This is a genomic window from Carboxylicivirga taeanensis (assembly GCF_051851475.1).
Classification (GTDB): Bacteria; Bacteroidota; Bacteroidia; order Bacteroidales; family Marinilabiliaceae; genus Carboxylicivirga; species Carboxylicivirga taeanensis.
This window is the reverse complement of sequence record NZ_JBPUSJ010000012.1, coordinates 1-26221: the sequence shown is the minus strand read 5'-3', so window position 1 is coordinate 26221 and position 26221 is coordinate 1. Positions and strand designations below refer to the sequence as shown.

At 43.1% G+C, this 26221-nt stretch carries 19 protein-coding genes; 5 read left to right on the top strand and 14 right to left on the bottom strand.

Going from position 1 to position 26221, the window contains the following annotated elements; genetic code table 11:
• Nucleotides 1-23 precede the first annotated feature (23 nt).
• Together ACSX1H_RS15440 and ACSX1H_RS15435 are read right to left on the bottom strand one after the other, a co-directional pair.
• Nucleotides 24-1823, bottom strand: coding sequence for a cation:proton antiporter (locus tag ACSX1H_RS15440; RefSeq protein ID WP_439185127.1), 1800 nt, complete (start codon nucleotides 1821-1823; stop codon nucleotides 24-26).
• Between the two features lie 92 nt (nucleotides 1824-1915).
• Complete coding sequence (locus tag ACSX1H_RS15435) at nucleotides 1916-3796, bottom strand: mechanosensitive ion channel family protein (RefSeq protein WP_439185126.1); 1881 nt, start codon at nucleotides 3794-3796, stop codon at nucleotides 1916-1918.
• Between the two features lie 178 nt (nucleotides 3797-3974).
• Here ACSX1H_RS15435 and ACSX1H_RS15430 point away from each other — a divergent pair, with 178 nt between their 5' ends.
• On the top strand, nucleotides 3975-7244 hold the full coding sequence (locus ACSX1H_RS15430; protein WP_439185125.1) for a UvrD-helicase domain-containing protein: 3270 nt from the start codon (nucleotides 3975-3977) through the stop codon (nucleotides 7242-7244).
• Between the two features lie 122 nt (nucleotides 7245-7366).
• On the opposite strand, the gene ACSX1H_RS15425 is transcribed toward ACSX1H_RS15430, so the two are convergent.
• The 5 genes from ACSX1H_RS15425 to ACSX1H_RS15405 all read right to left on the bottom strand — a co-directional run bounded on the left by ACSX1H_RS15425 (nucleotide 7367) and on the right by ACSX1H_RS15405 (nucleotide 13567).
• Nucleotides 7367-9697 (bottom strand): glycoside hydrolase family 20 protein, encoded by a 2331-nt coding sequence (locus ACSX1H_RS15425; RefSeq protein ID WP_439185124.1) that lies wholly within the window; start codon nucleotides 9695-9697, stop codon nucleotides 7367-7369.
• 167 nt (nucleotides 9698-9864) lie between these two features.
• A complete protein-coding gene (locus tag ACSX1H_RS15420) occupies nucleotides 9865-11193 on the bottom strand; it encodes a serine hydrolase domain-containing protein (protein ID WP_439185123.1) in 1329 nt (442 codons plus the stop codon).
• A gap of 94 nt (nucleotides 11194-11287) precedes the next feature.
• Nucleotides 11288-11869 (bottom strand): thioredoxin family protein, encoded by a 582-nt coding sequence (locus tag ACSX1H_RS15415; RefSeq protein WP_439185122.1) that lies wholly within the window; start codon nucleotides 11867-11869, stop codon nucleotides 11288-11290.
• Between the two features lie 12 nt (nucleotides 11870-11881).
• Nucleotides 11882-12358 (bottom strand): TlpA family protein disulfide reductase, encoded by a 477-nt coding sequence (locus tag ACSX1H_RS15410; protein WP_439185121.1) that lies wholly within the window; start codon nucleotides 12356-12358, stop codon nucleotides 11882-11884.
• A 45-nt stretch (nucleotides 12359-12403) separates the two neighbouring features.
• Nucleotides 12404-13567 (bottom strand): Lnb N-terminal periplasmic domain-containing protein, encoded by a 1164-nt coding sequence (locus ACSX1H_RS15405; protein ID WP_439185120.1) that lies wholly within the window; start codon nucleotides 13565-13567, stop codon nucleotides 12404-12406.
• 91 nt (nucleotides 13568-13658) lie between these two features.
• Here ACSX1H_RS15405 and ACSX1H_RS15400 point away from each other — a divergent pair, with 91 nt between their 5' ends.
• A complete protein-coding gene (locus ACSX1H_RS15400) occupies nucleotides 13659-14189 on the top strand; it encodes a HEAT-like fold family protein (protein WP_439185119.1) in 531 nt (176 codons plus the stop codon).
• Here the strand turns inward: ACSX1H_RS15400 and ACSX1H_RS15395 are convergent.
• Nucleotides 14186-15634: a hypothetical protein gene (locus ACSX1H_RS15395; RefSeq protein WP_439185118.1), complete on the bottom strand. Its 1449-nt coding sequence runs from the start codon at nucleotides 15632-15634 to the stop codon at nucleotides 14186-14188. The two genes, ACSX1H_RS15400 and ACSX1H_RS15395, sit on opposite strands and share 4 nt — an antisense overlap.
• A gap of 201 nt (nucleotides 15635-15835) precedes the next feature.
• Here ACSX1H_RS15395 and ACSX1H_RS15390 point away from each other — a divergent pair, with 201 nt between their 5' ends.
• On the top strand, nucleotides 15836-17212 hold the full coding sequence (locus ACSX1H_RS15390; protein ID WP_439185117.1) for an MATE family efflux transporter: 1377 nt from the start codon (nucleotides 15836-15838) through the stop codon (nucleotides 17210-17212).
• 48 nt (nucleotides 17213-17260) lie between these two features.
• Here the strand turns inward: ACSX1H_RS15390 and ACSX1H_RS15385 are convergent, their stop codons facing one another.
• Complete coding sequence (locus ACSX1H_RS15385) at nucleotides 17261-18565, bottom strand: carboxypeptidase-like regulatory domain-containing protein (RefSeq protein ID WP_439185116.1); 1305 nt, start codon at nucleotides 18563-18565, stop codon at nucleotides 17261-17263.
• 248 nt (nucleotides 18566-18813) lie between these two features.
• On the opposite strand from ACSX1H_RS15385, the gene pepF reads away from it, so the two are divergent.
• Entirely contained in the window at nucleotides 18814-20691 is a 1878-nt protein-coding gene (gene pepF, locus ACSX1H_RS15380; protein WP_439185115.1) for an oligoendopeptidase F, read from the top strand.
• Nucleotides 20692-20826: 135 nt separating this feature from the next.
• Here the strand turns inward: pepF and ACSX1H_RS15375 are convergent, their stop codons facing one another.
• Both ACSX1H_RS15375 and ACSX1H_RS15370 read right to left on the bottom strand, forming a co-directional pair.
• Nucleotides 20827-22101 carry a DEAD/DEAH box helicase gene (locus ACSX1H_RS15375; RefSeq protein WP_439185114.1) on the bottom strand — a complete coding sequence of 425 codons (1275 nt, stop codon included), beginning with the start codon at nucleotides 22099-22101 and terminating at the stop codon, nucleotides 20827-20829.
• Nucleotides 22102-22343: 242 nt separating this feature from the next.
• The gene (locus ACSX1H_RS15370; RefSeq protein WP_439185113.1) at nucleotides 22344-23057 is read right to left on the bottom strand and encodes a DUF169 domain-containing protein; all 714 of its coding nucleotides are present in this window, start codon (nucleotides 23055-23057) and stop codon (nucleotides 22344-22346) included.
• 234 nt (nucleotides 23058-23291) lie between these two features.
• Here ACSX1H_RS15370 and ACSX1H_RS15365 point away from each other — a divergent pair, with 234 nt between their 5' ends.
• Entirely contained in the window at nucleotides 23292-24491 is a 1200-nt protein-coding gene (locus ACSX1H_RS15365; RefSeq protein WP_439185112.1) for an NAD(P)-dependent alcohol dehydrogenase, read from the top strand.
• Nucleotides 24492-24892: 401 nt separating this feature from the next.
• On the opposite strand, the gene ACSX1H_RS15360 is transcribed toward ACSX1H_RS15365, so the two are convergent.
• From ACSX1H_RS15360 to ACSX1H_RS15350, 3 genes are all read right to left on the bottom strand, one after another.
• On the bottom strand, nucleotides 24893-25111 hold the full coding sequence (locus ACSX1H_RS15360) for a hypothetical protein (RefSeq protein WP_439185111.1): 219 nt from the start codon (nucleotides 25109-25111) through the stop codon (nucleotides 24893-24895).
• Nucleotides 25089-25367 carry a transposase gene (locus tag ACSX1H_RS15355; RefSeq protein WP_439185110.1) on the bottom strand — a complete coding sequence of 93 codons (279 nt, stop codon included), beginning with the start codon at nucleotides 25365-25367 and terminating at the stop codon, nucleotides 25089-25091. Before ACSX1H_RS15355 ends, ACSX1H_RS15360 begins: the two co-directional genes overlap by 23 nt.
• Before the next feature lie 246 nt (nucleotides 25368-25613).
• Nucleotides 25614-25961 carry a hypothetical protein gene (locus ACSX1H_RS15350; protein WP_439185109.1) on the bottom strand — a complete coding sequence of 116 codons (348 nt, stop codon included), beginning with the start codon at nucleotides 25959-25961 and terminating at the stop codon, nucleotides 25614-25616.
• Nucleotides 25962-26221 lie beyond the last annotated feature (260 nt).

Here is a 26221-nt window from a genome sequence, read left to right as displayed (position 1 = left end):
CTACAGTTTGTCATTTCTCACACTTAACGAGCCAGTTCCAAAGCAATAACCTCCTCTCCTTCCTCAAGCCTGTCGCCGGAAGCAAAAACACGCAACTTCCCCTGCTGATTGCGAATAAGGATTGGTAAAAACCGATTGATATTATCGGTAAACTTAGCACTCCAATCTTCGGTGCTAATTTCTTTATCAACTGCCACCACAACCTCTTTTGTATGCTCATTACCAATGGCTGCAAACCAACGGTCCAGCCTCGGATGACCGGCAAATAAGGAGTCTGCTTCAAAGCGCTTTAAGAGCTCATTGCCCGATTTCGATTCCTGCTGAACAATGGCCACTTTCACCTGTGGTACCAAAAAAGAATCTTTTGACAGCTGCCCAGATAATAAGTTAACCTGGCTGTTGGTAGTGAGTCCGATAAAGGTTTGGATATTTTCCATCGATAACTCATCCAGTGTCTCTTTGTTAAGCGCATTACCGTATATACAGTTAAAGCCCATTGCTTTCGCTTTATTGACATGATTCATATTGTTATCAATCATATAAACCGGTCGTTGTGGAACCAGGTATTTAGCCAGCAACATACTTAATGAATTAACGCCAAGCAGCAGCACCCCAGTACGCTGGTCCATGTACACCAGTTCATCGCGGCGGCGCAACCATCTGGTCGTCCAGTTTAATAAAAGCGGTACGGTTAGTGTCGTAAAAATGGCCATGAAAACTAAAATTGAAAAAATAGTTTGATCGATGATCCCCATCTTTAAGCCAATCTCGGCAATGATTATTTCCACCGCCCCACGTCCGTTCATGCCTGTACCAATTGTTATACCTTCGCGCCAGCCATTGCCCGATGGCAAGTAAAATAAAGCTGTGCCTAATATCTTGCCTACCACAGCCAGGCCGGTTATCAGCAGTAATAACCCGAGGTCGGTTTGGAACACGGTTATATCTACAAAAAAGCCGGCCGAAACGAAAAATACAGGGGCCATAAAACCGATGGAAACATCGTAAAAAGCCTTATTCAATTCCTTGGAAATAGTTTTTGAGAACAGCTTATCTTTCAGAAACAAGCCCGCCATAAAAGCTCCTAAGATGCTGTGCATGCCAGCTAATTCGGCCAATTCGCAATACCCAAATGTGACAATTAGAATAAGCGTAAAATAAGCCGTGCTGTTTTTTAAGCCCGAGCGCGACAAATAGCTGCCAATACGCGGCAATACATATACACCTATCCCAATGGTGATCAGGAAAAATAAGATGATTTTCCCGGCTATCATTAGCAGGCTTAAAATGTCTAAGGAACTGGATTCGGCAAAGTTGGTGATGCCCGAAAAAATGACAAGTGCAAGCACATCAGATATCAAGGCACCGGCCATTAACACATAAGCAATGCGAGTATTCAGCAACTTAAGATCGATGAGAATACGGCTTTTGGTAGCCAGTGAGGTGACGCCGATGGCAATGGCCACAAAGAGACCTGAAATGGGTGTTCCTCCACTCCACACAATGGAAAAATAGCCCAAAACAAAGGGAACGAAGAATCCTCCGATGGCAGCCAGCAAGCCAGGCCACGAAGCCTTTTTCAAGTCCTGAAACTCAATCTCCATTCCAATGTAAACCATAAGCAGGATGATTCCTACTTCGGCCAACACCTTTATAGACTCACTGCTCTCAATCACCCCTAACAAGCCTGGGCCTAGAATTATTCCAATTAACAACTCACCTAAAATGGCCGGATAGCCAAACTTCCGAATGAGCGCGCCTCCAACATAGGCTGCAAGCAGCACCAATGAAATATTTAAAATATTGAGATGAAATGGTTCCATGGCGATAAGAATTAGTTTCCTGTGATTAATTTAGTAATTTTTCACTCAATAAACGATATACAGGTCTTTTATTTAGTCGCAAATTTAACCAGTCACTCGCCCGGCGGATTTTTTTCTATGCGTACATTAAAACCAGGTGCTTTATAAGTTGCTGGCAAATAGTCTGATGGTATGGTACTGGCATTTCCATCGCGGGCTGCCCGGTAATGAGGCGACAGTATTTCAATGCCTCGCTCATTACATACATCCTGTATGTGCTGATGCAGAGAGGAGTAGATGAGCGCCTGTTTACTGGCTTCCCTCGTATAAGCGTTTAACTGATAAGACACGTAAAAATCGTCCAGACTGGTTTGTAATACAAAAGGCTGCGGACTATCCATGAGCATATCTGTTCTGGCAGCCGCCTCTATCAACGCCTCGTGCATGAGTTTCCAGGGCACATCATAGCCAATGGTTAAAGTCGTATGGATAATCAGTCCTCTCTCCTGCGCTTCTACACTGTAATTAGTTGTATTGCCGGTTAGTACCGATGAATTGGGAATCGTGATGATTTCATTCTTAATGGTTCTCACCCTTGTTACCAAGAGTGTTTTTTCAATCACATCGCCCGAAATTTCCCCAATTTTAATACGATCGCCAATCTTAAATGGTCGCATATAAGTAATTACCAATCCTGCCACCATGTTGGCAATGGCCGATGAGGAACCAAGGGAAAAAAGAATACCAATAAACACCGATACGCCCTTAAAAATATTTGAATCCGACCCTGGCAGATATGGAAAAATCAAGACAAACATAAAGGCATACAGCAGGAATTTTACAATGCTGTAGGTGGGCATAGCCCAATCAGAATGAAAGCCCGAAATCTTTAATTTATCAGCTTGAATTTCTTTAAAGATATACCTGACAAAGCGGATAACATACTTCATTACAAAGTAGATTACCAATATACTGAACAAGTTTGGGAGGTAATCCCACACGGCCATTAGAACCGCCTTAAACGGCGACCATACTAAATGAAACAAGGCATTGGCCCAGTCGCGCGAAAAAGGAAATATACTAAAGATAATTGGCAGAGTGATGTAGAGCAGAATAACGTATACCAGCCAGCGCACTATCCTGACTAAAAACAGAATGACATGCAACTCCTGATCAGCTGTCAAAAAAGTATAGTCTTTATACGTTAGATCTTTTAACCAGGTCGCCTTTTTCTGATGGATGAATAGCAAAAGGCGTCGATATCCTTTACCAATCAGCCAGATGATGAGCCAGGCAATAACAATAACCACAAGCACCCAACCCACGCGGGCCGCCAGCTTAAACAAGCTGTTTTCGTTTTTGGCTCTTATAACCGATTCGCGAATGAGCTCCTGGTACTGTTCGGCCAGCTCCGCCATGCTTTGTTCATGCCATATGGCATCGGTTTCTGAAATGCTCATCACAATCATATCCCGGTAAACAATGTCATAAGTATTTTCCGATTTATGCGTCAGGATAGAATCAGCCACCAAAAAATCATCGTTGTACAACCGCCTGATTTTGCGACTAATGTTATCAGCCCGCTCTTTGGGCGTTGCCGCCCCTAGTTTTGTATATACGTTAAACAGTGTATCCTTCATAACACCCACAACCGGAAAACCACGTGCCGTTTTACGCAAGGAGTTAATGTGAGCCTTCTTGTCAGCAATCCGCTGTTTTTCGTTTAACTCAATGGCCAACAACTGTTTCAGCAACTCTTCTTTCTGCAAGTTGTCGGTCGTTTTGAGCTTTAGCAGCTGCGCCTCTAACTCCACCTTCTTCAGCGAATCAGCCTTACGCTGCCTGTCTACTTCCCAAAGCTTTTGCTTATACCGTTCAAACAAGGTCTGGTTGAGCGTATCCGTTTTTTGCAGCAAGCTATCCGATTGGGCGGCCACTCCGCTATTAAGAGGCATGATAAGTAAAAGCAGGACGAGTCTTATTAGGTATCTCATAGTCATTGTTATAATTGCTAATAATACTAAAAGAAAGCCTGAAAATAAACCCCTTACTACTTCTTATTGCAGATAAATTCAATGGCAACTAACTATTACTCCCTATGAGAAAGCAAACGAAGCGGCTATTACACTGTGCAATAATTTGTCTATTTTTGATTGCAAACAAACGTTGTTCATGTCACAATTAAAGATATACCGTGCTTCAGCCGGGTCAGGCAAAACCTTTACGCTGTCCGGTGAATTTATAAAACTCCTTTTTAGAGAACCGCAAAGCTACAAAAGCATTCTGGCCGTGACCTTTACCAATAAAGCCACCGCCGAAATGAAGCATCGCATTCTCGATAAGCTCTATGCGCTTGCCACAGCTGAACAGCCCGATTACCTGCAGGATTTGATGCAGCTGCTCGATAAACCCGAAGCTTACATTCGAAAGGTTGCCAAGAACCTGTTGGTTAATATTTTGAATGATTTCTCTAAGTTTTCGATTAATACCATCGACAGCTTTTTTCAGAAGGTGATTCGCTCTTTTGCCTACGAAGCCAATCTGCCTGCTAACTTTAAGATTGAGCTGGATGCCGAACGAATTCTGTCGCAGGCCGTAGATAATTTATTGCGCGAACTGGAGCTGAAAGGCAACGAAGAGTTAAAGGAATGGCTGATTAAGCATACGCTATCAAAAATTGAAGAAGGAAAAGACTGGAACATTGCCAGTGAACTCAACTCCCTGGGACGAGAGGTGTTTAAAGAGGAGTTTCAAAGTCTGAAACCCGAAGTACTTCAAAAGCTCCGAGATAAAAAGCTGCTGAGTACCTATCGGCTGGAATTAATAAAGATTGTTGAGGCCTTCGAAAAACAAATTAAGGACGCTGCCAAAAAAGGCCTGAACACGCTTAAAACCCACGGAATCAGCTGGGACATTCTGCAAGGAAAATCGCGTTCGCCCCTCAAAAAGCTGGAAAAACTGGTTAATGTAAGTAAAAGCAGTGATTACCTGGAAATACTAAAGCTGGAAGCACTAGCCAATAACCCGGAAGCCGCCTTTCATAATAAAAACAGCGAATCGGACAATAGCCTGATTATCGACTGCTATAACAATGGTCTTAATGAGGCATTGGTGGAACTGTTGACCACACTGAAGGAGCAAAAAGTCAGCTTCTTTACGGCCAAAGCCATCCTCTCAAACCTCAACGCCCTGGGTATTATTACCGATATTGCCCTAAAGGTCAACGAGCTGGCCCGGAACGAAAACCTATTCTTACTGGCTGATGCCAACCGCTTACTGCATCAGATTATTGATGAAAATGACGCGCCCTTCATCTATGAGAAAACAGGTACGCGCTTTCAGCACTATATGATTGATGAATTTCAGGACACCTCGCGATTGCAATGGGACAACTTCAGGCCCCTGTTGCAAAATAGTGTCAGCGATGGCCATAACGCGCTCATTGTTGGGGATGTAAAGCAGTCCATCTACCGCTGGCGTAACTCCGACTGGAAACTTCTTAGTGACCAGGTAAACATTGATTTTGCCGCACACGGACTAACTAATCTGACGCTTGACACTAACTGGCGCAGCTCCGAAAATGTGATCACCTTTAACAACATTATTTTTGAGAGTGCCGCCCGCCTCTTGCAAACCGAATTTATCAATTCATCACAGGAGGCCATTGAAGAAGCAGATATTCCGGATGACCTGCAGCAAAAAATCAGCATTGCCTACAGCGATACTGTTCAAAAAATAGCTTCTAAATCAAAGGGTTCAGGAGGTTTTATACACGTTGACTTTCTCGAAGGAAAAAATGCTGAGTTTAAAACCAATGCCACCCAGGCTGCGGTAGAACAAGTAGAGCGTTTGCTGGCCGAAGGCTATGATTATAAAGACATCTGCATACTGGTTCGCAAAAAAAATGAAGGAACAGAAATTACTGAAGCACTGCTTTCGGGCAGCTACTCACCTACTGCATGCAAACACCCGGTGATATCCAACGAAACACTTTTGCTAAGTAGTTCACCAGCCGTTAACCTGGTGGTACAGCAAATCAAATACATCCAGGAACCCGACAATGAGGTGGCAGAGGCCTTTATCAGGCTTTACAGTCACTTTTATGCGAATAATACCATTGATGCACTCCACTGCGACACAGATATCCTTCACGACACAGAGGGACAGCTGTTTGCCCAGCTATCTGAGCAGTTGCTTGAACTGAAAGGCCAGCCGCTGTTTGAAATGACCGAAGCCTTGGTGCGTCGTTTACCCAACGACCTGCATCAGAACCAGTTTGTTTTTCTCCAGGGCCTGTTGGATGCCGTTCGCGACTATGTGACGAACTATTCGGTTAATGTGCATGATTTTATTAACTGGTGGAACGACAAAGGACAGAATACCGCCATCTCAGTGCCCGAAAATCAGAATGCCATCACTGTTATGACCATTCATAAATCCAAAGGACTGGAGTTTAAAGCGGTGGTGCTTCCCTATTGCAACTGGAACATTGATGATAAAGGCCATGGCAGCCTTATCTGGTGCCAGCCCGACAGCGCACCTTTTAACGGGTTGGAACTGTTGCCCGTGAATTATTCGGCCAACCTGCTGCACACCATTTTTATCGATGATTACCTGACGGAGCGTCTGCATCAGTTTGTAGACAACCTTAACCTGTTGTACGTTGCGTTAACAAGGGCCGAGCAGGCCTTGGTGATAATGGCTGAACAACCTGCAAAAACTGGCGGACTGAAGAATGTATCCCACCTTCTTTTTAGAATCATCAACCAATTTAATATGCTGGCTGGGAAAGATGAGGCACTGGTGCAACAATTGACCGAAGGCTGGGATGGTGACAACCAGACATTTGAATTTGGACAAATACCGCAACAACCGGTTAAAGAACCCGCCCCAATCTCTGCCCCCGTTCCCTTCAAAACCAGCGAACTGGGCAAGCGTATCCAAATTCATCCCGAAAGTGTTGCCATGAGTTCGCCTGAGCACCTGAAACATCTCAAATATGGAAAAGTAATGCACCGCTTATTTGAGCTCATTATTTCAAAAGATGATGTGGAAACAGCGGTGACCAGACTCATCCTTAACGGACAACTAAAAACCTCAGAACGAGATAGCCTGATCTCTTTTATCAATACGAAAATCAGTCAGGATTTGGTGAAAGACTGGTTTGCTGCCGACCGGCAAATTATCAATGAAGGAACCATTTTAATGCCCGGTGGCACGTATCGCCCCGATAGGGTCATCATACACAATGATAACGTAACAGTTATCGACTACAAGTTTGGGGAGCTGAAAAATGAAAAACATGCGCAACAGGTAAGGCGTTACATGGGCTTATTGAGGGAGATGGGCTACTCAAACATTGAAGGCTACCTCTGGTACCTGCGCGATAAGGACGAAGTAATCAACGTAAGCGATGTGGCCATACAGGGCAGCTTATTTTGACAACTCCTTTCGCATTGAGTTGACAAGTTGATTACAGGCACTTCTTATTAAGGGCTTTAAAACAACAAAAGGCAGATATCTGATGACATCTGCCTTTTGTACTTATTCTCACATCCATTAACTTACTCAATAATTACTTCGTCGACAAACAACCAGGCATCGCTGCTTGCTGCACCATGCCATTTTGGAACGAGTCCCTGATTAACCACTACTACTTTCACATAGCGAGCAGATACATGGCTCAAATCAACACTAAAATCCATTACCTGATCTTCACTTTGCAATGGAATGCTGTTAATGGTTGAACCGGCATCAGTAAACTCCTGACCATCCAACGATGTAAGTACCTTAATTTGCTTGGGCAGAAAAATCCATGAACCTGTTTGATGCAAACAGCCCACTGTAACTTTCGATAAAGTTTCCTCTTTCTCCAAATCAATCGATAGCTCCAGATTATCGCCTTTAAAGCCCTGCCATTTCCCGTCGGAAAAGTTACGGCCTCCTCTAATGCTGTTAACCAGTGTAATATCAGACTGCCCGCGATACCTTTCATTTGGCTGATTTTTATAGGTAATGGGCTTTGTTGTTGCCAAGTGCATATTAAAGTTTACACGGGCATTCTTACCTACCTTTTTCTTATCTATAAATGTGGCAGCCACCACATCGACTGACGTGTCAATATTAACAGCACCGGTATAGCGATTTGAGTTCAATGTTGGTTCACTGCCATCTAAAGTATAATAGATCTCAGCACTTGGAAATTCAGTAGATAATTCAAGAGCCACTGTTTTGTTGGCGGCATCAAACACGCTTTCAAAGTTGACCGTGTACATGCTTCTGGCATAATTGAGACCCATTTTATCATATGTTTGGGTCATTGTCCCAATACGTTTTGAAAAATCATCCCAGCTGCGGTTTTCTTTATTGGTCCACAATACCTCAGCCATAGCCGCCATCCTTGGGAAGGTCATGTATTGCATATGTTCCTTATCCCCCACTTGCTCAGTCCACAGGTTGCCCTGACCTCCGAGAATATGCTTCACATTTTCAGGCTTTAACTTTGCCGGAACCGGATCAAAACGATAAACTTTCTCCAAAGGAACGTAACCATTAAAAGCCACGGGCTCGGTATCCATTGGTCCTTGATAGTAGTCGAGGTAACAGTACGAAGTCGGTGTCATAACCACATCATGCCCACTATTCGCGGCTTCAATTCCGCCCTCAAAGCCTCTCCAGCTCATAACCGTTGCATTAGGCGCTAAACCACCTTCCAATATCTCATCCCATCCAATAAGGGTGCGATTATTGGCGCTTAAAAATTTCTCTATCCGCTTAATAAAATAGCTTTGAAGCGCATGCTCATCAGCCAGTTTTTCGCGCTTAATCCGTGCCTGGCATTTGGCACACTTTTCCCACTCAGCCTTATTGGCTTCATCCCCGCCAATATGAATGTACTGGGATGGAAATAGCGCCATTACCTCGGTGAGAATATCCTCTATAAAACCAAAAGTGGCCTCATTACCCGCACAATAGATGTCGGTAATGGGCCATAAGCCTCCGGGTACCACGTTAAAAGGACCTCCTGTACAGGAGTATTCGGGATAGGCCGCCAAAGATGAAGTGGTATGGCCAGGCATTTCAATCTCGGGCACTACAGTTATAAAACGCTTTTGCGCATACGCTACAACTTCTTTAATATCCTCTTGGGTATAAAAACCACCATAGGTCGCCTTTTCACCCTTTTCCATAGGTGGACGAGCCTCCCAGGGCAAGTGCTCACGATCAACTCTCCAGGCACCAACCTCGGTAAGTTTTGGGTATTTTTTGATTTCGATGCGCCAGCCCTGATCATCCACCAGGTGCCAGTGAAATACATTAATTTTGTGAAACGCCAGGTAATCGATGAGATCTTTAACTTCGTCTTTTGTGAAGAAGTGGCGCGATACATCAAGCATCATACCTCGCCAGGGAAAACCGGGGCTATCTTCAATGGCTGCCGCTTTAACCGGGTAACTAAAAGCTTTGCTTTGACCGGTTGCCAGAACTTCAGACGGACACATCTGCAAAAAAGTTTGCATGGCGTAAAAAACGCCCTTTGCATTAGCCGCTTCAACAGAAACTCCATTATTCGCCACATTTAACCGGTAACCTTCGTCGGGCAGCTGTGCATTACGCTTAATCGTAATGTTATGTTCGAAAGCGCCTTCGGTTCTTACATTCAGCTTTTTTTGAGCATGTTGAGCAATTTTTTCATTGAAGACCTCTATTCCCGGCAACAAATCTGTATCCTCAACAATGATTTCGGTCTCATTACTGAACTTAAACGCATCGGCTTGGTAAGTGATTTGATTAGGTTTTGGTATCAATGGTGTTTCACTGGCTTTATTCTTGTCGCTGCAGGCAGCAAGCACCAGTAAAAAACAGCTAAAAAATAGCAATTCTATTTGTTTCATATTTTGGCGTTTTTTATTCATTGTAAAAATCACCAAAAACAAACGATTCTAAAACCAGATGGTGTTCAATAACTACAAAGAGTGTTCATTGAAAGCAGAGACAAGCCTTAACACACTTGCCTTTTAGACAAATTTAAAAACCCATTATTCAACTCAAGAAGATACTTTTAGTAAATAACTTGCGGCCGTTTGCGGGTCGACGCCCAGGTGTTGTCCATTTGAAAAAGGTTATAATCGGGCCAGTTTTCAATAGACGAAATTCCTCTATTCATTACACGGGCAATATCATTGGCTAAAGCAGGCCCTTTCCAGCTTCCGGTATTAAACAACACCACGTAGGCAATGCCATCATCCTGACGCGCCATGAGAGCTGATGTTCCGGCCAGTGTTCCGGTACGAAACCAGGTGTTGGAACGAATACGCCGCCATCCCAGCGGACCATAATTATTGATCTCGTCATCCACCATCAGCCTTATGCTTTCACTACTAAGAAAATCGGGATAAGTACTAAAACCATCAATGGCGAGCATCAGCTTCATCAGGTCGGTTGATGAAGCAATCCACCCTCCTGCCGCACCCAATGCCTGCATATCGTTACCGCCGTAGGTGCGTAACACCTCTTCACCGGTTCCGGAATGATCACTCACATAAAATGTTGGTGTCGGTTCATAATATTTTACTTCCAGCTCAGCACGTTCATGCAGATAACTGCCTCCGATACGCATGTCGAAAATACCTAAAGGATAAAGCAGATTGGTTTGAATGTACTTTTCATACTCTATGCCCGACACTTTTGAAATCACTTCCCCAAGTATCATGTAACCCAGGTTGGAGTAATAGGCCGACTGACCGGGTGTAAAATGAAGGCGTTTGTTAAGAACAAAACGAATGATGTCGCTCTTGCTAACGGGCAATGCTTTATGCAGTGAACTGGCCACAATGGTTGGCATAAACATCTGGTCGCCCCAGCGGGTAGTCCATCCGCCACTGTGCTCCAATAGGTGACGCACCGTGATGTCTTCTACGCGCTTGTCGCGATACTTTAAATAAATGGAATCGTTCAAAATACCGGTTTCGCCAAATACTTTATCATCCAGCGTCAGGCGTCCCTGCTCTTTAAGGCGCATGATACCAGCAGCAGTTATCAGTTTGGATACACTTGCAATACGAAAAAGATGCGAAGGCTCGACAGCAATTTCCATTTCCTTATCGGCATAGCCAAACCCTTTGGCATACACCAGCTTGCCATCTTTGGCTATGGCCACCGATGCGCCTTCCAGCAGCTCACGATGCATGAAACGCTCTACCTGCTTCTCCAGATAACTAAAATCCTCATTATCTGACATAAAGGAAGGGACATGAAAAGATGTCGCTTTTGTCCCCGGAGGACTAAACTCACTTCCGTACGACTCTGCGACCGGATTAACCATCGCTGATGATACCCATAATGTAGCAGTGATACCTACTCCTGCCAGTGTTTTATAAAATAGCCTCATGAATTTTCTTGTAGCACCCGTCAAAAATAATGCTTTCTGTTCAGTAATAAAACTAACAAGTTGTTAAAACACGATCATGCCACGTGCAGGTGGTCTAGTTAAAGGGTTTGATGGAACAACCAATAGCCTTAGTGAGTGATGGTTCAGCAGCACGTCCTTGCTGCGCTGCTTTAATAGCATTTTCGAGGTAAGTCTCCTTTACCCGGGCAGCATCCTGCGGACTATCGTCTATAGCTCCAATATAGGACACCTTAAAACCATTACTTGCTTTCACCAGCAAAAACACATGTGGTGTTTTAGTCGCTCCATAGGCTTTGTAGATGCCTTCATTATCCAGTAAATAGGGAAAATCGTAACCCTTGGCAACCATAAACGAGAAACCATCCTCTTTATATTGCACCGAATCATTGGGGTTAATAGCAACAACAGGAAACGCTTGCGCCTCGTACGTCTGGTGCAGTTGCTTAATCCGCTCCTCGTAAAGCTTCGCGTAGGGGCAATGGTTACAGGTAAAGATCAAAATAAGGCCTTGCTGTTCACTGTAATCACTTAAGGCAACCTCCTGATAATTGGTATTTAAAAGACGGAATTCAGGCGCCCCATCTCCTACTTTTAATTGTGCATGAACGCCAAGCGACAGCACCAACACCAATAATAGACTGCTTACTTTTCTCATTTAGGTATATTTTTAAGGGTAAATAGATGCTATTAACTGTTTTAACTCATCCAAGGTGAGCTCTCCTTCATTAAAAACCATTTCTTTATTGTAGTAAACAGCGGTGGCCGGAATAGCTCCAGACCAGTCCGGATGAACTTGATTCATCCAGCTATTGGGATTTTGCTCATCCAACAGTAACACTTCCTGCTTCAACTGCTTCTCTTTTATAAAAGCTAAAAGCTGCTCCTTTTGCGATGGAAAATCAACACTCACCAGTAACACCTTAATTGGAACTTGAAGCTGCTGAAGTTCCGTTGACTCAAATACTGGCAGCTCCTCAACACATGGTCCACACCAGGTTGCCCAAAAATTTACAATGTAAACGCTATCGTTGGTTTCATTAACACGCCGAAGCAAATGTTCAGCACTAACTTCCCTAAGCTGTTGGGCAGCAACCGGTAACCATAAGAGCAACACGGCAATAAGCAATATAACACTCCGCTTCATAAATAATGAAACGAAATTCTAACAAAATAGTTCGCTGACAGATGGTTAACGTTTCGCTAACAAGTACAGCCAAGATGCATAACGGCTGATAAGCAGCAAACACAAAGGATACACCATTACCGGCAAGTATTGTGGAATTAACCAGCCAAAAACAACAGGTACAGCGGCGCAAATAATCAGGAATATCAGGTAGATCTTAAATAGTTTGGTTTGAAAAAACCAGGAAGCAAAAAAGGCCACAAACAAATTAAAAGGCATGGCCCACAAAATATTAAAGTTCTCACCCGTTACACTGTGACGTGACAGAAACCAAAGGAAAAATATAAGGGCGCCAACTGCCCCGCTTAAAAACAGAAATATGCGATTGAAAGCTGTCAGGGGTTTAGCCCGCCTCACCTCTACTATTACCATCACAGCCGACAGAAAAAACAGGAACCAAAAAAATTGTCCCGGACCAATTCCTTTTGAGGGTTCAGGCTGCTCAAGAGTAATAATTGGCTGATCGGCTTCCAGCAACTTTCTTGTCTCCCCATTTTCGATAACCGCTGCTAACAGATGTTGCTGCAAATAGTCTGGTAAAAACATTTGATGAAACAGCCTGGCATCATCATCGGTCTTCATACCAAGTATAATGTCTAAACCATTACTTATCCAGGGATACTTACCATCGTACTGGTGAAGCATTTGCCTGTAAGTAAAGGCTTCGACACTGCCAGCTGTGTACTTTAGCTCTCCCTCAACATTAGCGGCTATGATATCGCGAATGCGTGTTGCACAATTATCAAATAAGAAATCATACCGATAATACCGGTTTTCTTCCTCTGCGTTTTTAAGCAGCGCATCAAACAACTGCTGCTTTTCGGTCTGCGATAAATTCAGCTTGTTTTCGGTTACACTCTGCCCATAATAGGCATAAGCTCTCTTAAAACGCTCAAAACTGTAATAGGTTAACCAATAGTTTAAATCGCCTTTGGCAAATTTGAGATAAAAATTAGGCGTATCGAAATCAAAAGTCCCGTAGTTAAATACCAGATCGAAACCCGCCACCGGGTCCTTCACGCGAATAGCACTGTGCCCGAATAGCGAATATAACTGATCGCCAGGTGAGCAAGTCAAAACCGATAAATGAGCTTTATCGGATAGTTGTTGACTAGCCGATGAAAACTGACATAAACTAAGCAGCAATAGAACGATGGAGAGGTAACGCATGTGTTGTTTTTTTGTCGAAGATATAAAATTATAGTTTTGAAAAAGCAGGCCCGTGTTATCCAATATAACCCGCCATCTTTATCTTTGTAACATGCAGAAACGAAAAAATGAAATTATCACCCTGATTAACAGCGGCTGGGAAGGCAAATTATTCAAAAGTATTGCCGACGAGCTCTATCATACGTCAACCGATATTCAGATACTGCTGGAATTAAATGAACATGCTGATGCTAAAGTGGCCTGGCGATCGGCCTACCTTTTGGACCTGGTGCACGACATTGACTCTGATGTAATAAATAAATACCTGCCCCTTCTGGTGCAGCGCACGCCTAAGTTGACCAACCAAAGCATAAAAAGACATTATTTACGCATTCTGTCGCAACATAATTTAGAGAACCTGGCCGACGGCCATCTGCTGGACTGCTGCTTTCAGTGGCTTCAAACCGAGGAAACACCGATTGCTGTTAAGGCCCATTGCATGACCATTATTTTTGGCTTAACCCATGTTTATCCCGAGCTGGTTCCTGAGCTAAAAGCAACGCTGGAAAACCTGCTTCCTTATGGCAGTAAAGGCGAAGTAAACCGGGCAAAAAAAATACTGGCCGCAATTGCCAATCACTAGTTGGTACTAAATTCTCCATCAATGAGCTTGTTCTCCCACTTTTTTGCAAAATCATTTAAAAAAGGAATAGAGATACCAACAATAAATCGCAAACGATTCCATTTCACATCGGTATAGGCATTGGGATCCAGAATACCTGACCCTCCGCTCTCATTGGGGAAAACCAGCGATCGCTTCACCCGGTAATTGGTGGTTGCCAAAGACGCTCCAAAGGTGATATCAGCCCTTTTAAAATGCATAACTACTCCTCCCCCAAAATGGTTAATGTTAGAATTAAAGGTAGATGCATAAGTTTTGGACCTAAACACCTTCTTATCACTTGGCTGCGCCACTGCTGCAGAGATATCAGTTGAATAACTGATGTACCCGAACACATCGTCACTAAACACAATGTTGTAACCAATACCAAAATTAAGCACCGGCTTCAGCTTATCAACCAGAGTAGCCTGATAAAGGTCGCCCGAACTCTGCCCAGTGAAAGGGACGCTGGTCATCAAGGTATATTCGCTCACAGCACCAAAATATTCGGCACTAACATTCACCGAACCGCGCTTAACTTTGATACCGGCACCGGCGGCTACTGAGAAGGGTGTTTTATATGTCACTTTCAGGTCGCTTTGGGTATTGCGCTCATAAACCGGGTTAGCATCATTGATGCCGGTGTAGATATAGTCGTAGGCAAAAGAGCCATTACCCGACAAGGAAAGAGTTGGCGTTGTAATGGTGACTCCCCATTTGACGGGATGATGGTTCCAGGCAAGACCAATTTTCCAAAGAATGCCTGTGTGCGAAAAGCTATAGCTATTATTATTTTTATAGGACTCAACATCTTCAGCCTCACTGAACACGAATATTTGTGTTTCATCAAGCGCATTCTGCTTTCTGATCGAAAGAAAATTAGAAACTCCAATACTGAAGTTTTCATTTGGGGTATACGACCAGCTTAATCCGAACCACTCTTCATTAAACTTTTTTTGTAAATACACATCCCCACTAAAATGCTCTTCTCCAGGTAGAATTGGCAACACATCGCCAAAAGTACTGGAGCTTTCGGTAATGCCTAAATCCATTTTTCGCCGGCCCAGAAAGGAATACGCAAACGAGTGTTTATCCCAACCTTTTATGCGATAAGTACCTGCTAACAAACTAGGTGCGCCACCAAAAGACGACTGCCGCTGTGGCGATGTACGCTCTTCATTAGAGTTGGTATCAAAAGCATACGAACTCAGCTGATACACCTTTCCACTGATTAAAAAGGCATTTTCTTCAATAAAGCTTAAGCGGGCCGGATTGTAAAAAACAGCTCCTAAATCCTCCACACTACCATACACCGAATTGCTCATAAGCATTGAGCGCGTGCCGTATTGCTCAGTCCAGTAATGGGCGTCCTGCGCAAATATTGAATCAACCAGTAAAGATAAAAGAATAACGATTACAGCTTTCATACACATAAATCAAGGTTTGACTAGGCAAATTATACATTTCTAATGAAATATTCACACTTCAGCTCTTCTTTAGCTCAAAGCTAAGGAATTACAACTTTCAAATTATCATAAATTTTATGAAAAACTGACAAAAAGAATGAAATCGCCCTGTCAATGATTCCCTTTTGTTACTTTTGTCGCTCACAACAGAAATTTTTTTTTATGTCAAAGCAGGCACAAAATGTCAAAGAGCTGGAATTTGAAAATATACCCAAACTCTTATGGAAGTATTTTTTACCAGCCTTTGCGGGTGTCATTATTAACTCGCTTTACAACATTGTCGACCGTATTTTTATCGGCCATGGAGTTGGTGCAATGGCGTTATCCGGGCTGAGTGCCATTTTCCCGATCATGGTTATTATGATGGCTTTTGGAATGCTCATTGGCATGGGAGCTGGCGTGCGCGTTTCGTTAAACTTGGGTAAAAAGGATTTTGACCGGGCAGAAAGAGTGCTGGGTAACGCGTTTGTTCTGATGGTTATAGTAGCCCTATTTATTATGGGCTTGGGCTTTGCTATAAAAGATCCTCTGCTGCGCTTTTTTGGGGTCAATAACGAAACATTCGACTATGCCAATGAATACCTCAACATTATACTATTTGGGGCTGTTTTTAACATTGTGGGCTATTCACTCAATAACCTGATCCGTTCTGAGGGGAGTGCCAAAGTAGCCATGATTTCGATGCTGATTAGTGCCGGCTTGAACCTGATATTGGACCCGATATTTATTTTTGTCCTCGATATGGGAGTTGCCGGTGCGGCCTATGCCACCATTTTGTCGCAATTTGCGCTTTGCATCTGGGTGATTGTTCATTTCCGGAGCCAACGCTCGGTTATCCGCCTAAAAGTGCGCAACTTTTTCCTCAACAAGGAAATTATCTGGTACATTATCTCAATTGGTTTTGCCCCATTCTCCATGCAAATGGCTTCCAGCCTCGTATTTGGCACCTTTAACGTACAACTGGTTAAATACGGTGGTGACCTGGCCGTTGGTGCCATGGGCGTTATCATGAGTGTAGCCACTCTGTTGGTAATGACCATCATCGCAATTAACATGGCCGCCCAACCCATTATTGGTTTTAATTTTGGCGCAAAAAACTATAAACGAGTGAAACAAACACTGGTGATTAGTCTTATTTTTGCTACAGTTATATCGATTATTGGATTTACTGTAAGTGAGCTCTTTCCGCGTACCATCATTAGGGCCTTTAATAGCGACAGCCAGGACCTGTTAGATATTGGCACACGGGGGTTACGCCTCTTTTTGCTGGCATTGCCGCTGGTGGGATTTCAGATTATTACAGGTAACTATTTCCAGTCGACCGGAAAAGCCGGACTGGCAGCCCTTATTTCTTTGCTCCGGCAAGTGATTGTGTTAGTCCCTATTCTGATGGTACTGCCTCAGCATTTTGGACTGGATGGGGTTTGGCTGGCAGGCCCTATTGCCGACACTGTTTCGGCTGTAATTACCTCCATATTCCTTATTTATGAACTGAAAAGGCTCAACAGAGCCATCGCCTATATGCCACAAAAAGGCTGATAACCTTTACGATTACCAGCCTGTTGTATGATGATTTGGTTTTAAGAGCTAGTTTTTCAGCTTTTCAATATTCTTTTGAATCTTTTTAATAGCCGATTCAATGGATTTTTCTGGTTCGATGACATTGTAATCGCCCCAAAAATCATCATTGGCAAAGCCCATCTCTGTGTCGCTCATCACCACGTTGGTTTTTAAACGTTCAGAACCTCTGAATGATTTTTCACTTGTTTCTTCCCAATCGGTAATGGCCATCTCAATAGCTGTGTTGTAGACGGTATTAAACAGTCGTTTTTTCCAATTTACTTTAAATGTTATCTCACCGCGCGAGTAACCATAAATCCATTTACCATCTTTCTCACGGTAAGTCACCAGGTAAGATGCTTTAGTCGGATAAACATCGGCACCGGCAGGCTTACGTTTAATAAACATAGCGCCAACAGCCTTCTTATCTTCCGTATTTACATTGTACGACGCACTTACAATGGCCATGGTTTCTGAGTCGATGTACAAGCTGCCATAAAACAATGGTTCAGTAACCCAATCTTTTTGTTTGAAATTAAGAATGTATAAAATACGGTTATCCTGACGGGTGATGTTAGCGATTTCAAAATCGTACATTTCAAGCACATCGTAGCGTAAAATCATGTAAGGGCTTTTCATAATATCCAACATAAGTGTTGAATACGGACCACCTTGCAGTTTGAAAGTAATGGTATCAAGCTTGTCGTAGTCGACGCTCTTACGTCCCTTCAATAACTTCACGGCATCATCTTTTTGATTGGAATAGCCTTGCTTATACACTTCTACCACAGCTTCGGACAGAGAGGCGTAGGTACGGCGCTTGCGAATGATTTCGCGGTAAAAAGCCGTCATTTTATGTTCAGTCTGGTAGTAGTTCTCTTTCCGGTGGTTTAACACCGCCTCAATTAGCAAGTCAGGGTCCTTGGGGAATACGGTTATCGCATCTAACGATACCGATAGAATTTCCAGTTTAATTTTGTTCTTGTCGTCATCTAACGTGCTAATGGGAATAGATTTTTTCTGATAACCAATGTAAGAAAAGGTAATGCTTTTATTCAACATTTCGTTAGGTACTTTTAGTGCAAAGCTGCCCTCGGAGTTGGTTACCGTAGCAATATTGGTTCCTTCAATGGTAACATTGGCAAATATAAGGTCATCGCCACTGTTTGCGTCCACCACTTTTCCTTTAATTTCTTTGTAGGTACCTTCTTCAAATACCCGCTTTTCGCTTCTTACAACCCCTTCAGCCATAAATGAAACTGATAACAGGGTTACAACCAGCAAGTAAAAGAAACGTGTGCTAATTCCGAATGAATGATTATTTGCTTTCATAATATCTAAGTTTAATAGTTTATTATTCGCGTGTCACCATAAGGACACCCTACTGCAAATCATACCCTTATCCAAAACTGACTTTTTTTTACTTCGGAATAAAAAAACTCAAACCCCCATATAACCAGCTTTTTGAAATACCCCCTTTCACTGAGCATTCAGCATTTTGCGCCTGCAAGAAAATGCACATCTCATTTTCTTTCTTTAATTTGGTAGCCTGATAAATAAAAACACATAACAATTAAACCATGAAGAAAGTATCTACGGCTCTCCTGTCGGTAGCCCTGATGTTACTGACAGTGTTCACTGCCCATGCTCAAAAAGAGCGCTCTGAAATAGAGGACAATTACAAATGGAATTTTACCGACCTGTATGAAAGCGATGAAGCGTGGTCAGCCGCAAAAGATAAGCTGGCTAAAGAAATGGAAAAAGTGACCAGCTTTAAAGGTCAGCTTGGAAGTTCGGCCACCAATTTACTCAGCTACCTGCAATACTCTGAGCAGGTAATGAAAGAAGGTTACCGTTTGTACATCTATGCTTCGCTAAAATCGGATGTGGATCTGCGTGATGCCGATAATATGGCGCGTGTAAAAGAAATTCGCCAGGTATTTATCGAATACGGTCAAATGGCGTCCTTTATCACACCTGAGCTGGCTGCCATTCCTGAAGCAACGATGAAACAATTTCTGGCCGACGAACCAAAGCTGGAAATCTATAAAATGGGACTGATGGATGTGTATCGAATGAAAAAACACACCCTGTCGGAATTAGAAGAAGCCGTAATGGCCAAGACCGGCATGATTACCGGAACCGCCAATTCAGCGTTCAGCGTTTTTAGTAATGCCGAAATGCCCCGCGCCACCATTATGATGGATGGGAAAGAGACCGAATTAACCCCGGCCAGCTTTAGTGTGGCCCGCTCATCAGCAGACCGTGAGATGCGACAGGAAGCTACAAAAGTGTATTGGGATAACTACCTGAAATACGAGAGTACTTTCGGCGAACTATTGAATGGTCAGGTAAAAGTTAACGTATTTCGCGCCAAAGCCCGTAACTACAACTCGGCCTTAGAAGCAGCTGTTAAACCCAACAACATTCCGGTTGAAGTATATAAATCACTAATTGAAAATGTCAATAACAACCTGGAAACCTTCCACCGCTACCTGGAACTTAAAAAGCGCATGTTGGGCGTTGATGAGCTGATGTATTCCGACGTGTATGCACCTACAGTAAAAGGAGTTGAGTTAAAATACTCTTACGAGGAAGCACAGGAGCTTATTCTTAAGTCGTTAAAGCCACTCGGAAAAGAATATGTAGAAGTGGTTGATAAGGCTTTTAACAACCGCTGGATAGATGTGTACCCTAATACTGGTAAGCGCAGCGGTGCCTACTCTAACGGAGCCGCCTACGATGTGCACCCATACATTTTAATGAACTACACCGACCAATATAATGAGGTGAGTACCTTAACTCACGAGCTGGGTCACACCATGCACAGCTATTTCTCAAACAAAACACAGCCTTTTGCCACTGCTGATTATGCCACTTTTGTAGCTGAGGTAGCCTCAACCTTTAACGAAGTACTGCTTAATGACATGATGCAGAAAAAGCTAAAGGATGATGACTTGCGTCTGTCTTTATTAATGAGCATGCTCGATGGCTTTAAAGGTACCCTGTTCCGCCAGACTCAGTTTGCCGAGTTCGAACTGGCTATTCACGAGGCTGCAGAGAAAGGAACGCCCCTAACCGGCAAAGTACTGACACAGATGTATGGAGATATCACACGCAAATACTATGGCCACGACAAAGGTGTATGTACAGTTGAGGATAACATTGCGGCAGAATGGGCGGCCATCCCCCATTTTTACATGAATTTTTACGTGTACCAGTACAGCACCTCCTTTGTTGCATCGCAGGCTTTAGCCGCTAAGGTTTTGGAGGGCGATAAGGAAGCCACCAAGCGCTACATTGAGTTTCTGTCTTCAGGAGGTTCTGATTACCCCATTGAGCTGTTAAAGAAAGCTGGTGTTGACATGACCTCATCGGAGCCATTTGAAAAAACCATTGAAGCCATGAATGGACTGATGGATGAAATAGAAGCTATCCTGGATAAGAAAAAGAACTGATTGATAGCATAAACCAGCAAAAGAAGGCTGGTTCTAAGCATAAAAAAACCTGTCAGAACGTAAATGTCTGACAGGTTTTTTTTATATCAATTTGTAGCTATTTGATAGCTGCAATAAAACGGTATTTAAATTAAATTACCTACGCTTTCGGTTGAAACCTCCTCGCTGATCGCCTTCTTTCTTATTTCGATTGGCAAAGAATTCCTGCTTACGTCGCTGCTTCTCTTTCTCAAATTCTTTCTTTTCAACAGCATTCATTGGTTTCTCCGTCTGCGGAAAAGGATTATCGCGCTCCACCTCTATTTTTTGCTTGATAAGCTTCTCAATGCTTTGCACATACGCATTTTCTTCGGGCTCACATAGCGAGATAGCCACCCCCTCTTCGCCTGCACGACCACAGCGCCCAATACGATGCACATAGGTCTCCGGCTCGTTAGGAACATCGTAGTTAATCACGTAGCGCAATTTATCAATGTCAATTCCACGTGCGGCAATATCCGTTGCTACCAACACACGTATCTCACCCATTTTGAACTGCTTTAACGCTTTTTGACGCTGGTTCTGGCTCTTTTCGCCATGAATAGCGGCACAGGTAACCTTTTTCTGACGTAAATTACGCACGATACGATCCGCTCCGTGCTTGGTGCGTGAAAACAGCAGTACCTGGTCCATATCCTGCTCTTTGAGAATATGAAGCAACAAATTCTTTTTACTGTCTTTATTGGTGGTATATAAACGCTGTTGGATCGTTTCAGCAGTAGAAGAAACTGGGTTCACCGCCACTTTTTTAGGGCTCACCAATATCTCCTGCGATAATTTCAGAATCTTAGGAGGCATCGTCGCCGAGAAAAATAGAGACTGCCGTTCTTTAGGCAGCATCACCAACAGCTTTTTAATATCATGAATAAAACCCATATCGAGCATACGATCGGCCTCATCCAACACAAAGTATTTAATATCGTGAAACGATAGCAAGCCTTGTGCTTTTAAATCCAGTAAACGACCTGGAGTGGCAATTAACACATCAACCCCTTGGCGGATGGCTCTTACCTGAGCGTTTTGTGGAACTCCGCCAAATATTACCGAACTCTTTAGTTTGGTGTATTTGCCGTAAGTTTTAAAGCTTTCCCCTATTTGAATAGCCAATTCGCGTGTGGGGGTAACGATCAGGGCTAAAATTTTTCTTTTCCCCCTCTGTTCCTCAATATCCTGCATCACATGCTGAATAATTGGAATGGCGAAAGCGGCTGTTTTTCCCGTTCCGGTTTGTGCACTGCCTAACACATCTTGCCTATTCAATACATAGGGTATAGCCTCGGCCTGTATAGCGGTGGGTTTGGTGTAGTTCTCGTCGCTCAACGCTTTGAGTATTGAGGCATGTAATTTTAAATCTTCAAACTTTATTTGCATTCTATAACTGGTTAACAACGGCCCGCATACGAATAGTGGAGAATTACGAGCTCATTGCCATCAAACCGCCGCGCCGCCTTTTAAGTATAATTTGTGCAAAGATACGACTTTAAGCGCTACTACAAGATTTTAATTTCATTCATTGCGCAATAGGCTGATAATAAAACAGGTTAAGCAACCAAAAAACGATGGATAAGTAGTCCGATTAAGCAGTACTCAATCAAGTCCCCATCACATGGCCATCAATTACTTGTGTCAATACGGGCTTTTACCTTACTCCAGGCATGTGCCCCTTGCAAGCACGATTGGCTAATTGTTGTGTACATGGTTTTAAAGCGCGACATGGGAATGGCCATACTAAGTATGTTATGTTCCACATAGGGGCGCACAGATGGGTCAAACAATCCCAGAAAAACGCGTTGCCCATTATTTTGATTTTCCACCACACATTGCGCCACAGTGGCACTACAGCCTGAGCCAAAAGGAACCGAAACCGCATCAGGAGCATTCGTATCATAGAAGGCCCAGGAGACTAATCCACTCAGAACATCAGGGGTAGCAAAAAAAATCAGTCCTTCGAGCCCCTCAAAGCTATCCACCTGACTTAGTGACGCTAAATTCAGATAAAGCCCCTCCTTACCCGGCATGTTCAGATGACAGATAAACTCGCTCACCTGCTCCGGCGTTGCTTTATAATGCTCCTTTTGCGATACAAAGGGAGGAATAAATGGCGGAGCCTCCGTAAAACCGGTATATACCTTACCGCCTGCACAACCAATGGTGTCTACATTTAAACTAACAATGCCCCCATTACGCACAGGCGTCAAACACTTAAAAAAGCAGCCGTTCACCTTCTCTAGCGGACTTGCTGCCTGCTCCGAATACCAGAAAACCAGAGGCAGCTCATAATTACCAAAGGCTCTCTTATAGTCCTGTATAAATTTGTTTTTATCCATAGTCTGATCATAAGTTATTTCCCACCAATATACCATTCTTGCTCTGCATGACAAAGCCATGTTGATAGCTTCAATTAGAAGTAGTTTACCACCTTAGTTAATATGTAAAATGTAATTATTACATTAGTGGCACTTTAATAAATGCGCCTTCTTCTATCTGTGTCTCAATAGGCTATCGTTGCCTGAATGCACAATAAGAATTGCGCATCAGTAATCAACTCTAAAACCACAACAATGAAAGAAAACAAAGTTAGTTCACAGGACCTGACACAATCAAGAAGGGATTTTATAAAAAAATCGGCCATTGCCGGCATGGGCGCATCCATGCTATTAAACAATCCCTTCCCTGTTTTTGGCCAGAGTAATCAGGCCAATCCAACCATCCCATCAAAAGGCTATGCGGCTTTTGATACATCAGGAGAATTAAAACCCTGGACCTTTGAACGGTGCCCAGTAGGCGATAACGACGTGTTGATAGATATCAAATACGCCAGCATCTGCCACTCCGATATACACCAGATGAAAGGGCACTGGGGATCACAAACCTACCCGCAAGTGCCCGGCCACGAAATCGCTGGCATTGTTACTGCAGTTGGAAAAAATGTAAGCAAATTCAAGGTGGGCGACCGGGCTGGTGTAGGCTGCATGGTCGATAGCTGCATGGTGTGCGACAGTTGCAAGGATGGCGAAGAGCAATTCTGCGACAATGGTCAAACCTTATTTACATATGGTGCTCACGATAAAAAATCACCTACAGGCATCACTCAAGGTGGCTATTCGAGCAACATCGTGGTCAGAGAGCATTTTGCGGTTCATATCCCTGATCACCTAACGCTTCAGGAAGCCGCTCCCTTATTGTGTGCGGGCATAACCACCTATTCGCCGCTGATGAAAGAGAATTTTAATGCTGGAGACAAGGTAGGGGTAGCCGGAATTGGCGGCTTAGGCCATCTGGCTGTTAAACTGGCCGTTTCAAAAGGGGCAGAAGTGTATGCCTTTACCACTTCGCCCGATAAAGTGGAGGACATTCAATCGTGGGGTGCTAAAAAGGTTATTGTGGTTGACGACACATATAGCAGCATGCAGGCCTGCCACAAAAAGCTCGATTACATGATTTGCACCATCCCCTACCAGTTTAACGCTACTCCGTACGTGGCCTGCGTTAAGCCATACGGCAATTTTACTTATGTAGGAATGCCAGAAGGCTTCCAGATTAATCTCAGCAACATTGCGCTGGCGGCCACGCGCGTTAATTTTAATGCCTCGCTAATAGGCGGCATCCCCGAAACCCAGGAGGTAGTGCACTACTGTGCCGATAAGGGCATAAAACCGGAAATACAGCTTATTTCGGCCGAACAAATTAATGATGCATGGAAAAATGTGGAGAACAAGAAAGCCCGCTACCGCTATGTAATCAATGCAGCTACTTTTTAAGGCGGTTTTAATGAAGCGTTTTTGAGGCTGGCTGCAATCACTCCAATATTAGCAATACAGCATTTTTTGACTGCCCGGACAAGCGTTCGGGCTCTTTTATTTCAACCTCCACCCTCCCCGCCCGGCAGAGTCCACAAAATCTATTGGTATTAAAAAAAGCCGCGCTACTGCTAACGTGGCTTTCTATTATTGTTTGCTTTGCAATGTTAGTTGAAAACTATGCCGAGCCGCGTTTGTATACTTATTGACTATGGCGAGCTGGAAAAGTGACAAGATTTAAGATAACACCCTTTCTTCCTCCTTCAACTCATCAACTTTCAACTTTCACTGCTGCCGCACGAGTCCTCTCGTGTGGCTCTCCACTCACGGCTCCCGCGGGAATCCTTTCGCGTGGTATAATTCTATTGTTTTATAACCGTCACTTCTAACAATCCCTTCTCCCCACTATAATCACGAGCACTGCTGTACACATAATCTTCAGGATGAAAAACCAATTCTTCTTCAACCGGATTGTTATGAATGTAACTTATTTTTTCGTTTATTACTTTATTGCTCCACAGCTCAATTGGCTTATTGTCATGCCTCCAAAACTGGTATTTATTGACATTTGATGATTTCATTGCTTGTAAAACGTTTAAAATCGCCTAATAGCAATTCTAGTTTCTGACCTTGAATGCTTCTAAAAATTAAATACACATGATTGGTCATTATGCACCAGACAAAGAGTTCCATTCCTTTCTTTTGCTGACAAAATGCCAGACTATCAAGTAGAATATCTTTGTATTCGTTGCGTGTGAAAACATCCAGCCACTCGACTACTGCAAAGCTTACAAAGTAAACCCCTTCTGGATTATAAAACTTGTAATTGCGGCTCATAGCATCAAATATAACAAAAGCTACCCTAAAAAATAGAGCAGCTTTTGTTGTTATCTTATTTATACTTTGCTAAACCACGCGAAAGGATTCGCGCGGGAGCAGGGGTACATAACAAGTAGTCTGTAACTACAAAACATTTTTGTATTTAAAAAGCCACGCTATCGCTAACGTGGCTTTCTATTATTGTTTGCTTCGCAATGTTAGTTGCAAACTAACTGTTATCAAGAACGAAGTCACAGACTTCGCTCAGCGGTAGCTTTCTCTCCAATCTATATAAAACTGAATATTACATGAATCTGGCTTATAAGTTATTGCATTTGGAGGTTTTAACCCACTAATCTTCTTAAGCGCAATGATTTTACATTGATAAACAGACATGCCCTTATAATGAATATGATGAGAAACTCTTGGATCATTTAAGTTATCAAATAGAAATGGTAGATATTTTATATTTTTTGTCTCTCCAATTATTTGGCATGCTTCCATGTGGTCTTCTATTTTACTACTTTTTGTAAGTAAGGAAAGATCATCATTACTATAATGGCATGCACCTAAAGAAATTAACATATATACAAATATAATTATTATTCTCATAGTTCTAATTTATTGGATAATTAGCTATTATAAACAGATTACTACTTTGCTTTAAATATAGACCAAATGCAGAAGGTGTTATACACTGCTGCCGCACGAGTCCTCTCGTGTGGCTCTCCACTCAAGGCTCCCGCGGGAATCCTTTCGCGTGGTAGAGTTCTATTACTTTATCACCGTCACTTCTATCAATCCCTTCTCTCCACTATAATCACGAGCACTGCTGTACACATAATCTTCAGGATGAAAAACCAATCCTTCTT